Source organism: Catenuloplanes japonicus (genome assembly GCF_000717135.1).
Lineage (GTDB): Bacteria > Actinomycetota > Actinomycetes > Mycobacteriales > Micromonosporaceae > Catenuloplanes > Catenuloplanes japonicus.
Genome location: NZ_JNXY01000002.1, coordinates 228,133 through 241,805, shown reverse-complemented (window position 1 = coordinate 241,805; position 13,673 = coordinate 228,133). Strand labels below are relative to the sequence as shown.

The 13,673-nt window shown below is 69.8% G+C and carries 15 protein-coding genes; 5 read left to right on the top strand and 10 right to left on the bottom strand.

Features of this window, described 5'->3' with window-relative positions; genetic code table 11:
* The first annotated feature begins 140 nt into the window (after window positions 1-140).
* A complete protein-coding gene (locus OP04_RS05085) occupies window positions 141-827 on the top strand; it encodes a DUF6082 family protein (RefSeq protein WP_033338291.1) in 687 nt (228 codons plus the stop codon).
* On the opposite strand, the gene OP04_RS51405 is transcribed toward OP04_RS05085, so the two are convergent.
* The 9 genes from OP04_RS51405 to OP04_RS05045 all read right to left on the bottom strand — a co-directional run bounded on the left by OP04_RS51405 (window position 784) and on the right by OP04_RS05045 (window position 7,907).
* A complete protein-coding gene (locus OP04_RS51405) occupies window positions 784-987 on the bottom strand; it encodes a DUF397 domain-containing protein (RefSeq protein ID WP_085066232.1) in 204 nt (67 codons plus the stop codon). The two genes, OP04_RS05085 and OP04_RS51405, sit on opposite strands and share 44 nt — an antisense overlap.
* Before the next feature lie 112 nt (window positions 988-1,099).
* Window positions 1,100-3,217: a chemotaxis protein CheA gene (locus tag OP04_RS05080; RefSeq protein WP_051797109.1), complete on the bottom strand. Its 2,118-nt coding sequence runs from the start codon at window positions 3,215-3,217 to the stop codon at window positions 1,100-1,102.
* Window positions 3,214-3,486, bottom strand: coding sequence for an STAS domain-containing protein (locus OP04_RS05075; protein WP_033338290.1), 273 nt, complete (start codon window positions 3,484-3,486; stop codon window positions 3,214-3,216). Before OP04_RS05075 ends, OP04_RS05080 begins: the two co-directional genes overlap by 4 nt.
* Window positions 3,483-3,851: a response regulator gene (locus OP04_RS05070; RefSeq protein ID WP_033338289.1), complete on the bottom strand. Its 369-nt coding sequence runs from the start codon at window positions 3,849-3,851 to the stop codon at window positions 3,483-3,485. The genes OP04_RS05075 and OP04_RS05070 overlap by 4 nt, the downstream gene beginning before the upstream one ends.
* A 9-nt stretch (window positions 3,852-3,860) precedes the next feature.
* Window positions 3,861-4,907 (bottom strand): methyl-accepting chemotaxis protein, encoded by a 1,047-nt coding sequence (locus OP04_RS54510; RefSeq protein WP_051797108.1) that lies wholly within the window; start codon window positions 4,905-4,907, stop codon window positions 3,861-3,863.
* A complete protein-coding gene (locus OP04_RS05060; protein WP_033338288.1) occupies window positions 4,900-6,015 on the bottom strand; it encodes a protein-glutamate methylesterase/protein-glutamine glutaminase in 1,116 nt (371 codons plus the stop codon). Before OP04_RS05060 ends, OP04_RS54510 begins: the two co-directional genes overlap by 8 nt.
* Window positions 6,012-6,482, bottom strand: a complete 471-nt coding sequence (locus OP04_RS05055; protein ID WP_198153722.1) for a chemotaxis protein CheD — start codon at window positions 6,480-6,482, stop codon at window positions 6,012-6,014. The genes OP04_RS05060 and OP04_RS05055 overlap by 4 nt, the downstream gene beginning before the upstream one ends.
* 10 nt (window positions 6,483-6,492) lie before the next feature.
* The gene (locus OP04_RS05050; protein WP_033338286.1) at window positions 6,493-7,329 is read right to left on the bottom strand and encodes a CheR family methyltransferase; all 837 of its coding nucleotides are present in this window, start codon (window positions 7,327-7,329) and stop codon (window positions 6,493-6,495) included.
* A complete protein-coding gene (locus tag OP04_RS05045; protein WP_232323481.1) occupies window positions 7,329-7,907 on the bottom strand; it encodes a chemotaxis protein CheW in 579 nt (192 codons plus the stop codon). The genes OP04_RS05050 and OP04_RS05045 overlap by 1 nt, the downstream gene beginning before the upstream one ends.
* Before the next feature lie 154 nt (window positions 7,908-8,061).
* On the opposite strand from OP04_RS05045, the gene OP04_RS05040 reads away from it, so the two are divergent.
* The 3 genes from OP04_RS05040 (at window position 8,062) to OP04_RS05030 (ending at window position 11,368) form a co-directional block, all read left to right on the top strand.
* Window positions 8,062-9,801, top strand: coding sequence for a methyl-accepting chemotaxis protein (locus OP04_RS05040; protein ID WP_051797107.1), 1,740 nt, complete (start codon window positions 8,062-8,064; stop codon window positions 9,799-9,801).
* Window positions 9,802-9,946: 145 nt separating this feature from the next.
* A complete protein-coding gene (locus tag OP04_RS05035; protein WP_033338284.1) occupies window positions 9,947-10,402 on the top strand; it encodes a BP74-related protein in 456 nt (151 codons plus the stop codon).
* A 117-nt stretch (window positions 10,403-10,519) separates the two neighbouring features.
* Window positions 10,520-11,368, top strand: a complete 849-nt coding sequence (locus OP04_RS05030) for a DUF4394 domain-containing protein (protein ID WP_033338283.1) — start codon at window positions 10,520-10,522, stop codon at window positions 11,366-11,368.
* A 73-nt stretch (window positions 11,369-11,441) separates the two neighbouring features.
* On the opposite strand, the gene OP04_RS05025 is transcribed toward OP04_RS05030, so the two are convergent.
* The gene (locus tag OP04_RS05025; RefSeq protein ID WP_033338282.1) at window positions 11,442-12,320 is read right to left on the bottom strand and encodes a sigma-70 family RNA polymerase sigma factor; all 879 of its coding nucleotides are present in this window, start codon (window positions 12,318-12,320) and stop codon (window positions 11,442-11,444) included.
* Between the two features lie 134 nt (window positions 12,321-12,454).
* Between OP04_RS05025 and OP04_RS05020 the strand changes: the two genes are divergently transcribed.
* The gene (locus OP04_RS05020; protein WP_063746542.1) at window positions 12,455-13,516 is read left to right on the top strand and encodes a lysylphosphatidylglycerol synthase transmembrane domain-containing protein; all 1,062 of its coding nucleotides are present in this window, start codon (window positions 12,455-12,457) and stop codon (window positions 13,514-13,516) included.
* The last annotated feature ends 157 nt before the right edge of the window (window positions 13,517-13,673 follow it).

Genomic DNA, 13,673 nt, shown 5'->3' with positions numbered 1-13,673 from the left:
GTACACGCTTTCGGAATGAATACATCTTTCATGTTCCGGACGATTTCCGAGTTGCACCGACGTGCTCTTATGCCATCATGCGAATCGTCCACGCGGCAGCCCACGCAATCATTGCGCCGGCCGATCTCGTCCTGAGCGGAATGGAGATCGACTGGGAGACCGTGAGCGAGATCGGTCAGGGCATCGGCGCGCTCGGCACCGTGATCTCCGCGCTCGCGCTGCTCGGCGTGATCCGCTCCCTGCGGTTACAGCTCCGGCAGACACAGGCCTCCGAGGAGGAGGTCGTCCGGGCGATGCGGAACGACCTCATGATAGTCGCGCTGGAGAACGACAAATATCTGCCGCTGTGGGGATATCCGGCCTCGCTGCCTCCCAAGGACATGGCGCTCCACGCCTACCTGGGGATGGAATTCAGCTACTTCGAGACCGCGTTGCGGAACGGCCGGCTCACCGAGCTCGAGCTGGAGCAGGTGATCTCCAACATCTTCCAGCTCGAGGTCGGACGAGACTTCTGGCGGAACAGCCGCGTGGTCTATCTCGAATCGGGCGATGCCGCCGCGCTCAGACTCGCCCGGATCGCGGAACGTCACTTCCGTAACCAGACCGAGCTCGCCGCGATCGAGGCCTCACCGGCCGGGCCGGCAAGGCCTCCGATCAGCGCGGACCTGGACTTCGACACCGTCGACGTGGCCGGCCTCCTTCCCCGGAGGGGCCGGCGGGCCGTGCTGTCGACGTGCCTTCACCTGCTCCGCGTCGCGATCTGGCTCAGAGTCGGCTACGGCCTCACCGGCGGACGAATTCGCCCGCCGGGCTCCGCAGGCTCCTGACGAACGCCCCCCATGCCTCGCCCGCGAAGCTGAGGTTCACTCCTTCGCCGCGTTCCTTGGTGTCCCGGACGAGCACGCCCGCCCCCACCTCCGCCACTTCCACGCAGTTGGCGTCCCGGCACCGGGAGGAGCGAACCCACGTCACGCCAGCACTGTTCATCTAGAGCCCTTTAATCAGGAAATATCAGGATAAGACTCGCGCAGTCTAGGGCTCTGCGTCGGGCAAACCGGCGATTTGCTCCTGAGCGTGTCGCCTCCCGCAAGCGGACAATCTAGCCAACCGGGATCGGGGCCTGGCGGGCACGTTCGTGGTCCGTGTGCTCGCTGACCAGCGGGCCCACATCCAGGATCAGCGCAACATCGCCGTTGCCCAGGATGGTGGAGCCGCTGACGCACTTCAGGTTGGAGAAGAGTGGGCCCAGCGGCTTGATGACGGTCTGGAACTCGCCCAGCAGGGCATCGACCACCAGGCCCGTCCGCTGCCCCGACTGTTCCACGACCACCACGTTCTGCCGCCGCGCCGACTCGCCCGGGATGCCGAAGAGCTGGCGCAACCGGATGAACGGCAGCACCTCGCCCCGCAGGTTCATGCAGTCGCGGCCGCGCGGGCCCGGCGGCAGTTCCACGCACTCGGTCACCCGGTCCAGCGGCACGATGAACGAGGACGGGCCCACGCCCACCAGGAAACCGTCGATGATGGCCAGTGTCAGCGGCAACCGGATGCGGATCACGGCCCCGTGTCCGCGCACGGACTCGACCTCGATACTCCCCCGCAGCGCCGCCACATTGCGCCGCACCACGTCCATGCCCACGCCGCGACCGGACAGGTTCGACACCGCGTCCGCGGTCGAGAAGCCGGGCTCGAAGATCAGGTCGTAGATCTCCGCGTCCGACAGGGAGGCGCTGCCCGAGATCAGGCCACGGTCCACCGCCTTCGCGAGGATCTTGTCGCGATCCAGGCCGCGGCCGTCGTCCGCCACCTCAATCACGATATTTCCGGCATCGTGGTAGGCGTTCAGGCGCAGTGAGCCCTGCGCCGGTTTTCCGCACCGCACCCGCTCCGCAGGCGGCTCGATGCCGTGGTCCAGCGAGTTCCTGACCAGGTGGAGCAGCGGGTCGCTGATCCGCTCGACCAGCGCCTTGTCCATCTCCGCGTCGCCGCCGGTAATGGTCAGCTGGACCTCCTTGCCGAGGTCCACGCATACGTCCCGGACCACGCGCTCGAAGCGGCGCAGCGTCATGCCGATCGGGACCATGCGCAGCGAGAGCGCGCTGTGCCGTACCTCGTCGATCAGCCGGGTCACCTCGCTCTGCGCCTCGAGGCCGTCCCCGGCCATCGTCGTGCTGGCCTGCGCGATGACCAGCTCGCCGACCAGGTCGATGAGGCGGTCGAGGCGGGACGCGTCGATGCGGATGGTCTGCGTGTCGGCGGAGCGGCTGTCCGCGACCTTGCGCTGGCGGGTGAGCGCGGCCTCGACCACGGCCGGGTCCGCCAGGCCCTCCTCGATCAGGACCTGGCCGATGGGTACGGTGAGCGACCGTTCCCGCTGGATGCGCAGCGCCTGGTCGATCTCCGACGGGGTGACCGCGCCGCTTTCGAGCAACACGTCGCCGATCCGGTCCCGCTGCGGCATCGCCTCGATGTAGTCCACGTAGGACGAGGCGGCCAGCGGCGTGATCCGGATGTCGCTCTCGTCGCGGACGAACTCGAAGACGGACTCGACCTCGGGCTTGGGCGCGTCCGTGAGCAGGTCCACCTCGAACGCGAGGTAGCTGGTCTCCGGGTCCATGTCCGCGCCCTCGGGCAGCGCGGAGTCGTCGACGTGCACCCGGTCCACCGTGCCGAGCGTGCCCAGGTAGCGCAGGAACGACATCGGGTCCATGCCGTTGCGCAGGCAGTCCGGCCCGAACCGCAGCTGCAGCCGCCAGCCCCGGGCATCGACCACGGCCTCGGGAAGAACGGGGGCCGCGGCCGCGTGGAAAGCGCCGGGCAGGAACGGCGCCAGCCGGTCGAGCAGCGCGGCGCCCGCGGCCTCCTCCGCAGCCGAGGCCGAGAGACGCCCGTCGGCCACCCCGGCCACCACCTGCGCGATGTGGTCCGCGCACGGCAGCAGCGCGGAGATCAGCTCCGGTGTGGCCCGCACCTCGCCCTCGCGTACGTGCCCGAGCAGCGTCTCCACCACGTGCGTGAAGCTGACCAGGTGGTTGAGGCCGAACAGGCCGGCCGAGCCCTTGAGCGTGTGCGCGGACCGGAACACCGCGTTGACCGTCTCCGTGTCGGACGGGTCGGACTCCAGCGAGAGCAGGCCCTCCTCCAGCGCTTCGAGCAGCTCGCGGGCCTCGGTGATGAAGATGTCGAGCGCCTCCGCGGCGTCGTCGGAGAAGCTCACGACAGCGCCTCCAGCGCACCGTCCAGGTGGACGACCGCGAGCGCGGCCCGGACCTCCGCGCTCGCGTCCCGGAACTCGACCGTGGACCCGAGGCGCTGCCCCTCGCGCCGGGCCAGGAGCAGCAGCTGGAGTCCGGCGGTGTCCAGTTCGGTGACGCCCGCGAGTCGTACCCGCAGCGTGCTCTTCTCTTCCAGCGCGCCGAGCAGGTGCGGGCCCTGCGTCGCGGCGGTGTGGATGGTCAGCTCCCCCTCGAGCTCGACGGTGCTCATGGCGCGATCAACTTCGAGACGGCCGCGAGCATCTGCTCGGGCTGGAACGGTTTGGTCACCCACGCCTTCGCGCCGGCGGCCTGGGCCTGGCGTTTCTTGTCCTCCTGGGACTCCGTGGTGAGCATGATGATCGGCGTGAACTTGTACGCGGCCAGCTTCTTCGCCTCGGTCACGAACTGGATGCCGTCCATGTTGGGCATGTTCACGTCCGAGATGATCAGGTGGACGCGGCGGCCGTCCAGCTTCGCGAGCGCGTCCTTGCCGTCCGTGCCGACCAGCACGTCGTATCCGGCGCCCTTGAGCGCGATGCTGACCACCTGCCGCACGGACGCGGAGTCGTCGACGACGAGAATCGTCTTCCCCATGAGAACCCCCTAAAAGAACGTGATCTCCGATTCGCGGACGGTGGCGCCCGACTTCGATCGGTGCGAGTCGACCTCCTCGGCCATCGTGTAGCTGGCCTCCATCTCGCCGAGCACCGCGTCCGGGTCGATCGGCGGCGCGTCCGTGCGTGCGCGTTCGGCCGCGTCGGACACCACGACCGGCAGCCGGTCGATGCTGGCCTGCAGGTGTTCGAGCACCTGGCAGACCCGGTCCTGGAACTGCAGGTTGACCAGGGAGTCGCTGATGTCGCCGCGGATGCCGACGGCCGCGCGTTCCAGGTCCGCGGACGAGTTCCGGAAGCCGCTGACCACGGTCTGCAGGTCGTCGAGCACGGCCTGGACCTCCGCGTTCGCGCCGGCGACCGCCTCGTTCTCGTGCTCGGCGGTCTGTTCCGCGTGGCTGAGCAGCGCGCTGATCGTGGACTCGACGCGGCCGACCTTCTCCGCCATCCGCTCGCTGGTGCCGAGCGCGCGGTCCGCGAGCTGGCGTACCTCGTCCGCGACCACGCCGAACGCGGCGCCGGCCCGGCCGATCCTGGCCGCCTCGATGGACGCGTTGAGCGCGAGCAGGTTCGTCTGGGCCGCGATCGCGGTGACCTCGCCGGACATGTGGGCCAGCTCGTCGTTGAACGCGAGCAGCGTGCGCAGCTCCGCGACGGTCTGGCGTTTGGTGGCGAGCGCGTCGTCGAGCGTGCCGACCACGCCGCCGAGCCGTTCGCGGCTGCGGTCGAACGTGCCGGCGCCGCCCTCGTCGAGCGCGCCGGCGGACGAGGCGAGCACGGTGTCCAGGTTCTCGACGATCTCGCCGAACCGTTCGGTGAGCGTGCCGACCGCGGTCTCCATCTGGGTCCGCGACGAGACGATCTGCGCGGACCAGACCGGCGCCAGCGAGCCGGTGAGCCGGCTGACGCTGTGCAGGTGCGGGTCACCGGCGGCCGGTCCGGGCGCGGGGCCACCGGCGGTCCGTCGTCGGCCCAGGCTGAACCCGGCGCCGCCGCCCACGGCCAGCCCGAGCAGAATCCAGAGCAGCTCAGCCATACCGGTGGATCACCTCCGCGATGGATCCCAGCGGCGCCTCCCGGTCGACGGCGCCGAGCTGGACGGCCTCGTGCGGCATGCCGTGCACGACGCAGGTCGCCTCGTCCTGGGCGACCGTGAACGCGCCGGCCGTCCGCATCTCCAGCAGGCCGCGCGCGCCGTCGTCGCCCATGCCCGTCATGATCACGCCGAGCGCGGCCGCGCCGGCCGCCTTCGCGACGGACCGGAACAGCACGTCGACCGAGGGCCGGTGCCGGTTGACCGGCGGTGCGTCGAAGACGCGCACCCGGTAACCGTTACCCATCCTGATCAACTCCATGTGCCGTCCACCCGGCGCGACCAGCACGTTCCCGGGCAGCACCTCGTCGCCGTCCGCGGCCTCGCGCACCCTGACCCGGCACATGGTGTCCAGCCGCTGCGCGAACGCGGCCGTGAACCGCTCCGGCATGTGCTGCACGATCACCACGCCGGGCGTGGACCGCGGCAGCGCCGGCAGCACCACCTCCAGCGCGCGCGTCCCGCCGGTCGACGTCCCGATCGCGACGACGCGCTCCGCACTCACCACGGCACGATTCGGCTTATGAGGTGAAATATCGGACAGCGGGGAGGGAGCAGCCGGTCCGGAAGCAGCCAGCACCATGGGCGCAGAAGCAAGATCAAAATCAAGGGCACGCGAGGGTACGGGCACCCGTGCCACCCTGCTCGCCGAGGCAGCGGCCCGGACGGCTGCCACGATGTCCGACGACCGGGAATCGACGAACTCCTTCAGCCCGGTCAACGGCCTCGGAATCACCGTCACCGCGCCGGCCGCGAGCGCCTCCAGGCCCGTCTCCGCCCCGCGCGCGGACAGCGCCGAGCACACGACAACGGGCGTCGGCCGTACCGCCATGATCTTCTTGAGGAACGTCAGCCCGTCCATCCGGGGCATCTCCAGGTCCAGCACCACCACGTCCGGCCAGACCTTGTTCATGTGCTGCATCGCGAAGATCGGGTCGGCGACCGCGCCGATCACCTCGATCCCCGCGCTCTGTCCGAGCCGCGCGGTCAGCACCTGCCGCACCACCGCGGAGTCGTCCACGATGAGCACCCCGATCGCCCGGCCGGTCATGACGCCTGCCGGGCCGCGCTGGTCAGCGCCACCTCGCCGGTGGCGATGTCGAACGTGAGCCGCCGCGCGCCGCGCCCGCCCAGGTCCGTCTCGGTGAGGTGGAAGCCGTGCCGGTCGAGCAGCGCCAGCCCGGCCGCGATGTTGTCGCGCGCGATGTCCGGCGCGCGGCCGCGGCGCTGCGCGGGCGGGAACTGGTTGCCGCCGCCGAACATCCGGGCCACGTACTCCGAGGGCCGCGTGCCCTGCCGCCCGATGTGGTGCAGGAACATCCGGATCGCGTGGTCGGCGTAGCGCCCGTCGAGCCCGTGCATCGGGCCGGGCAGGCGGCGGGCCGGGAGCATGTAGTGGCACATACCGCCGACCTGCCGGCGCGGGTGCCAGAGCGTGATCGACACGCACGACCCCAGCAGCGTGTGAATGCGGGTGTCGGCGCCGCCGAAGCAGAACTCGCCCGGATTCAGCACCACCTCCACGAGGCTAGCCACGCTGCTGGCCCGGGATCCGGTAAATCGACGGTTCGACCATGGCCAGCTTCGACGGGATCGAGTTCAGCGACTCGGACCGGCCGACGATCAGGTAGCCACCCGGGTGCAGCATCTCCTGCAACCGCCCGACCAGCTGCCGCTTCGTCTCCGGATCGAAATAGATCATGACGTTGCGCAGCATGATCACGTCGAACTTCCCGAGGTGACCCAGGTTCTCCATCAGGTTGTGCCGCAGGAAGTTCACCCGCTGCCGCAGCGGACGGCCCACCGCCATGCTGCCGTCGAACTCGTCCCGGCCGCGCAGGCAGTACTTCCGCAGCAGCTGGCGCGGGATCTTCTCGGCCGCGGTCAGCGGGTAGATGCCCAGCTGCGCGCCCTCGACCACCCGGGTGGAGATGTCCGTGCCGACGATCTCCCACCGGTTGTCCGGCAGCGCCTCGGACAGCACCATCGCCGCCGTGTACGCCTCCTCGCCGGTCGACGACGCCGCGCTCCACAGCCGCAACGGCCGGCCGCGCTCCCGCGCCGGCACCACCGTGTCCCGCAGGAAGTCGAAGTGCTGCTGCTCCCGGAAGAAGAACGTCTCGTTCGTGGTCAGCAGGTTGATCAGCTGCCGCCACTCCGGCGCACCCTCGGGCTGGCCCTTCAGGAACCGCACGTACTCGGGATATCCGGACATGCCCAGCGCGCGCAGCCGCTTGTCCAGGCGGCCGGAGACCAGCGCCTCCTTGCCCGGCACCATCCTGATGCCGGTCTCCCGGTAGAGCACGCCGGTGAGGTAGGCGAACTCGCCGGGACCGAGGGGCCGGCTGGTGAGGGACTGCTGCATCAGGATCCTTCGGCGTCGGGGTCAACGTCGTCTTCGGCACGGCCACGCGCCTGGGCGGCCTCGCCCAGGCTGACCATGTCACTGATCGACAGCACGTTGCCGACATCCAGCAGAATCAGGAAGTCTCCGTCGCGGCGGGCCATCCCGCTGATGTAGTCGGCCCGGATCCCGGACCCGAAGCTCGGCGCCGGCTCGATGTCCTGCGCACCCAGCGCCACCACCTTGTTCACGGAGTCGACCAGGATCCCGATGTCCTGCCCGCCGTCGCCGTCCGTGCCGCCGGGGCCGGGCTCGAGGCCGGACTCCGCGATGTGCACGATGATGATGCTGGTCCGACGCCGCACCGTGGTCGCGCCGCGGTCGAACCGGATGGCCAGGTCGATCACCGGCACGGCCCGGCCACGCAGGTTGATCACCCCGCGGATGAACGGCGGCATCATCGGTACCACGGTCAGGTTCCGGTACTCCAGGATCTCCAGCACGTGGAAGATGTCCAGCGCGTACGCCTCGTCGTTCAGCGTGAACGTCAGGTACCGGCCGGAGCCGGTGCGGGCCGTGGAGGTCATCACGTCACTCACTGCCGACCACTCCCCTCGCGTTACTGCCGTCGCCCCCATCCGATCATGATTAGAAGCGACAAAAGACGAGATATGAGTTTTTGTCGCTTGCGCCCCGGATGCGAGTCCTAGGCTGGCCGGTGAGCCAGATGATCGATCGAGAGGTCTCGCAACCATGGCGGACAAGACGCACGCCCGGCCCCCGTCGACGGGGTTCTCGTTCAAGAACCTCTCGGTCGCCTGGAAACTGCGATGGCTGGCCGTGATCACCTGCGCCATGCTGGCCGTGCTCGGCGTGGTCGGCGTGGTCCAGCTCGGCAGCGCCCAGCAGCGCCTGGAGGACATGTACAACACGCACCTGCACAACACGAAGTCGCTGGACAGCGTGGCGATCGCCTACCGCGACCTGCGACTCGGCTCCCGCGGCCTGGCCCTGGCCCAGACACCGGCCGAGAACGACGCCGCCACCACCAAGGTGCAGAACGCGCAGACCGCGCTGAACGCCTCCTGGGCGAAGGTGACGGAGCTGGACATCGCGGGCACCGACGAGGATCGCAACGCGGTCGGTAACGGTTTCGCCGCCTACGAGAAGATCCTCACCGACAAGCTCATCCCGGCCGCGGACGTGAGCGACTACGCGCTGTTCAACCAGGTCACCGCCACCGAGGTCACGCCGGTCTCGGATGCGATCGACGACTCGCTGGGCCGGCTGCTCAACGACGAGGACTCGGCCGCGAAGGGCTCCATCGACGAGTCCGCCAGCGCCTACGACACGGCCAGGTACACCATGATCGGGCTGATCGCGTTCGCGCTGGTGTTCACGTTCATCATGGTGCAGCTGATCAGCAGGGCCATCTCCCAGCCGCTGGAGCGCACGGTCGCGGTGCTCTCCGGCCTCGCCGCCGGCCGTCTGGACCAGCGCCTCGAGGTCTCCAGCCGCGACGAGGTCGGCCGGATGGGCGTGGCGCTCAACAGCGCGCTGGACCGCCTCTCCGAGACCGTCAGCACCGTGATCGACTCCTCCGCGCAGATCAACAACGCGGCCGGCCAGATCAGCGGCGCGTCGCAGAGCCTCTCCCAGGCCGCCACCGAACAGGCCTCCAGCATCGAGGAGACCACGTCCAGCCTCGAGGAGATGACCGCCGGCATCGCCCAGAACAGCGAGAACGCCACCGCGACCGAGGAGATGGCCGCCCAGGCCCGCGCGGAGGCGCTCGAAGGCGGCGAGGCGGTGCAGAAGACCGTGAACGCGATGAAGGAGATCACCAGCAAGATCGGGATCATCGACGACATCGCGTTCCAGACCAACATGCTCGCGCTCAACGCCACCATCGAGGCCGCCCGCGCCGGCGAGCACGGCAAGGGCTTCGCGGTCGTCGCCACCGAGGTCGGCAAGCTCGCCGAACGCAGCCAGATCGCGGCCCAGGAGATCAGCGAACTGGCCTCCGGCAGCGTGGAGACCGCGGAACGCGCCGGCAACCTGCTCAACACGATCATCCCGAGCATCATCCGCACCTCCGACCTCGTGCAGGAGATCGCGGCCGCCAGCGGCGAGCAGTCCACCGGCGTCCGGCAGATCAACATCGCGATGAACCAGATCGGCAAGGTCACCGAGCAGACCGCGTCGTCCAGCGAGGAGCTGGCCGCGACCGCGGAGGAGATGTCCGCGCAGACCACGCAGCTGCAGCAGATGATGGACTTCTTCGTGGTCGGCGCGCCCGGCGGCCGTCGCCCGGCCCGCCCCGACTACGCCACCGCGGACTACTCCGGCCGCGAGCACGGGGGCCGGATGAGCCCGAACGGCACCGGCTACTACTCCGCCGCCGGCGCGTCCGCCGCCTCCGGCACGTCCTACTCGCGCCGCGACCAGGACGCCTTCGCCCCGGAGATCGAGGCCAAGTTCGACCGCTTCTGAGGACCGGACATTCCCCGGGGGTACGGCTTCATGCCGTACCCCCGAATGTTCTTGATCTTCACCACGCCCGCTCCGGACCGTGGCTAGGTTCGGAGGTGACCCGCCAAGATCACGGCGGGAGACACCTGCGACATGGGGGAAAGACATGCGCAAGGCACGGATCGGCGGCCTCATGACGGCCGCCGTCATGGCGGCCACCGGCGGCACCCTCGCGGCGCCCGCGGCAGCCCAGGCGGACGACGGCACGGCATACTTCGCGTTCACCACGGTCGGCAGCCAGAACGGTAGGTCACCCGAGTTCGTCTTCAAGCTCACCGACAAGGAGCGGATCGCGCAGGCCCGGGACATCATCAGCGGGAAGGAGTCGCAACGCGTCCACGTCCACGGCCGGATCCTGAAGCGGACGACGATCTACAACCCCCGCTTCAGCTACCACCTCGACCCTGACACGATCAACTTCTTCGACATGGCGATCGAGGTCTGCGATGCGAGCGTCGAGTACACCGAGGATCATCTGGACGAAGCCGGCGGCGCGTTCCTGCCCGGCGGCCACTTCTGCCCGTGGAGCTCGAAGGTGACACGGGAGATCCAGTCCGACTGAGCACCGCACGCCACTCGACTGGACGCCGCCCTCGGGTGGCGTCCAGTCGGCGTCCAGCGCGCATCCCGTACCCCCTCATAGCTTTTTGCTCGTCACTCACCACCGAGGGGGAAAACCATGAACGGGCGTATCAAGAAGATCATCGCGGCGGCGGCGCTGACCGCGGCCGCCACCGTCACGGTCGTGGCGAGCGGGCCGTCCGCGAGCCAGGCGGCGGTGCCGAACATCCAGGGCTTCGGCATCACCGCGGACGGCCTGACCATGGGGGCGTTCTGGGCGCAGACGCCGGGCACCAGCAACTGGGTCATGGACATCGTCGGGTTCACCGGCCACGACACCTACGCGGTGGGCCTCGACACCCGTCCGGCCAACGGCCTGATCTACGTGGTCGCCAACGCGGGCGGCATCTACACGGCCGACCAGTGGCGCCTGACGAAGGTCGGGCAGCTGGGCGTGACGCTCAGCGGCCAGTCGTTCGGCGTGGACTTCAACCCGGTCGCCGACCGGCTGCGGATCATCAGCAACACCGGGCAGAACCTCGCCCACGACGTCGACGGCAACGTCACCACGGCACAGACCGCGCTGACCGACGCCGCCACCGGCAAGGCCGCGAGCGGGGTGACCGCGGCCGCGTACACGAACAACGACAACAACGCGGCCACCAACACGCTGCTGTTCGACGTCGACACCATCGCGAACCAGATCTCGCTGCAGAACCCGCCGGCGGCCGGCACGCTCTTCCCGCAGGGCCTGCTCGGCGTCGACCCGGCACTGAACGCGAGCCTGGACGTCTACAGCACGCTCAGCAACGGCCGGGCCGTGACGAACACCGCGTTCGCCGCGATCATCAACCCGACCACGAACCGCAGCACGCTCTACACCGTGGATCTGCTCTCCGGCTTCGCCACGACGGTCGGCAACTTCCCGTCGGTGCTGCCGTTCGGCTCGATCACCTTCTCGCTGTAGCGCTGCAGAGCCCCCGCACGACGCAAGGCCCGCCACCCAACGGGAGGGTGGCGGGCCTTGTCCTGTCAGAAGATCACGCGGCCAGGTTCGTGGGCAGGCCGTGGTGGTTGGTGTGGGCGAGGCGGCTGTTCAGGTTTCCCTTGCTGGCGATCTGCGCGAAGTAGGTGGCACGGCGACGGTTCACGCAGCCGTCCGGGCGCCCGGCCGCCTGGACCTGCTCCGGGTCGAGGTGCGTGTTCAGACCGTCCTTGAGCAGCGTCAGCGCCTCCGCGCGCAGCTGCGAGATGCGCGACTCGGTCACGCCCAGCTCGGCCGCGATCACGGACATCGGCTCCTCCTTGAGGAAGTACCGGGTGATCACGATGCGCAGCCGCTCCGGCAGCGCCTCGATCGCGTTGTGCAGGTAGCCGATGCGCTCGCGGTGCAGCAGCATCTCCTCCGGGCCCATGGTCGACTCGGTGACCATGTCGTCCGCGCTGCCGGTCGTGAAGCCCTGCAGCGACAGCACCACGGCGCGCTGCACGTCGTCCGCGGTCGAGTTGATCTCCGACACCGGGACGCCGAGGTACTCGGCCAGCTCCTGCGGCGTGGGCGTACGGCCGAGCGTGGCGGTCAGGTGCTGGCGCGCGGTGTCCGCCTGACGCGCGCGGGACCGCACCGAGCGGGACGCCCAGTCCAGGCCGCGCAGCTCGTCCAGCAGCGCGCCGCGGATCCTGGTCGCCGCGAACCGGTGGAACGGGATGCCGCGCTCCGGGTCGAAGCCGCGCGCCGCGGTCACCAGCGCGGCCAGGCCTGCCGAGGTGAGGTCGTCGCGGTTGACGTGCGCCGGGACCCGGCCGAGCATGTCACGCACCAGGTGGCCGACGAGCGGCATGTTGGCGCGGATGAGCTCCTCGCGCTCGCGGTCGTTCATCGACGCCGGTGCGCTCGCGGTCGTGGTCGTGGTGCTCATCTGCGGTTTCCCCCCGTTGGAAAGTCAGCACGTCGCTGGCCAGGGAGAACTTTCCGGTGCGTGGGGTGCGCCGCCGGTTGCCGAAAGTTGCGATCCGGTTGTACCGGGCCGGGAAAGCCTCAGCCGCGGGGATCATGGAGAAACCAAGAGCTTCCAGGGGGTACGAGACGGACCGCGCGACACACGGCCGATGGCGGCGCTGGCGCCCCGCGCTCCTGGTGGCGCTGGGCGCGGCCGCGGTGTTCCTGCTCCGCGACCGGCTGCCCGACCCCGATGAGGTCTGGACCGCGATCACCACCGCGAGCCCGTGGTGGCTGCTGCTCGGGGTGGCCGCCGAATGGGTGTCGCTGGCGATGTTCGCCCGGCAGCAGATGTGGCTGCTGCGCGGGCTGGGCGTGGCGGTCGGGATCGGCCCGGCGCTGGCCATGACGTACAGCCGCTCCGCGATCGCGATCACCATGCCGGCCGGGTCCGCGATGTCGGCCGGGTTCGCCTACCAGACGTTCCGGCGCTGGGGCGCGAGCCGGGAGGCGGCGACCACCGTGATGGTGCTGTCCGGCGCGTTCTCCGTGCTCGGGCTGGTCGTGCTCTACGTGCTCGGGTACGCGCTGATCGTGCTGGAGGACCCGGGTGCGGCCTGGTCCGCGCACCCGGTGGCCACGGTGGCCGCGGCCGCGGGCGTGCTGACGCTGGCCGCGATGATCACCGCGAGCGTGTTGCGTGACCGTCGGCGAGCCGGCCCGGTGGCCGCCCCGGCCGCGCTCGGTGATCCCCCGGCCGGGCGGATCGCCGCACTGCTCGCCACGCTGCGTGCGGTCGGGCCGGTCGCGCTGGGGATGCACGGGCGGTACCGGCGGATCGCGCTGCTGTTCGCGGTGATCAACTGGTTCACCGACCTGTGCTGCCTGGCCGCGGTCGCGTACGCGTTCCACCTGCCGCTCACGTTCGTGCAGCTCGGCGCCGTCTACGTGGTGGTGCAGCTGGTCCGGCAGATCCCGGTCACGCCCGGCGGCATCGGCGTGATCGAGGCGAGCCTGCTGGCCGCGCTGGTCTCGGCCGGCGCGGCGCAGGGGCCGGCCGCGGCTGCCGTGCTCGGCTACCGCCTCCTGTCCTGCTGGCTGATCATCCCGGCCGGGCTCTTCACCTGGGCCGTCCTGCGCCGATCGTCCTCCGGGGTGACCGTCCCCGCCCGCTGACTCCTCGGTCCGCGCACCTGAGACCGAGGACACCTCCCGTTTTCTCAGGCGAGCGGAGAGAACGCCGAAGGGGCAGCCACGCGAATCGCACCGTGAAGTTACGGAGAGCGACCCGGAACTCGGGAGCGGGGAGGAGGATGGGTCGTGGTGGCTGCAA

What these genes read in the sequence shown, in the direction of transcription:
- OP04_RS05085 (WP_033338291.1), top strand. Translation starts at nt 141, where the DNA reads ATGGAGATCGACTGGGAGACCGTGAGCGAGATCGGTCAGGGCATCGGC.
- OP04_RS51405 (WP_085066232.1), bottom strand. Translation starts at nt 987, where the DNA reads ATGAACAGTGCTGGCGTGACGTGGGTTCGCTCCTCCCGGTGCCGGGAC.
- OP04_RS05075 (WP_033338290.1), bottom strand. Translation starts at nt 3,486, where the DNA reads ATGAGCACCGTCGAGCTCGAGGGGGAGCTGACCATCCACACCGCCGCG.
- OP04_RS05070 (WP_033338289.1), bottom strand. Translation starts at nt 3,851, where the DNA reads ATGGGGAAGACGATTCTCGTCGTCGACGACTCCGCGTCCGTGCGGCAG.
- OP04_RS54510 (WP_051797108.1), bottom strand. Translation starts at nt 4,907, where the DNA reads ATGGCTGAGCTGCTCTGGATTCTGCTCGGGCTGGCCGTGGGCGGCGGC.
- OP04_RS05060 (WP_033338288.1), bottom strand. Translation starts at nt 6,015, where the DNA reads ATGACCGGCCGGGCGATCGGGGTGCTCATCGTGGACGACTCCGCGGTG.
- OP04_RS05050 (WP_033338286.1), bottom strand. Translation starts at nt 7,329, where the DNA reads ATGCAGCAGTCCCTCACCAGCCGGCCCCTCGGTCCCGGCGAGTTCGCC.
- OP04_RS05040 (WP_051797107.1), top strand. Translation starts at nt 8,062, where the DNA reads ATGGCGGACAAGACGCACGCCCGGCCCCCGTCGACGGGGTTCTCGTTC.
- OP04_RS05035 (WP_033338284.1), top strand. Translation starts at nt 9,947, where the DNA reads ATGCGCAAGGCACGGATCGGCGGCCTCATGACGGCCGCCGTCATGGCG.
- OP04_RS05030 (WP_033338283.1), top strand. Translation starts at nt 10,520, where the DNA reads ATGAACGGGCGTATCAAGAAGATCATCGCGGCGGCGGCGCTGACCGCG.
- OP04_RS05025 (WP_033338282.1), bottom strand. Translation starts at nt 12,320, where the DNA reads ATGAGCACCACGACCACGACCGCGAGCGCACCGGCGTCGATGAACGAC.
- OP04_RS05020 (WP_063746542.1), top strand. Translation starts at nt 12,455, where the DNA reads ATGGAGAAACCAAGAGCTTCCAGGGGGTACGAGACGGACCGCGCGACA.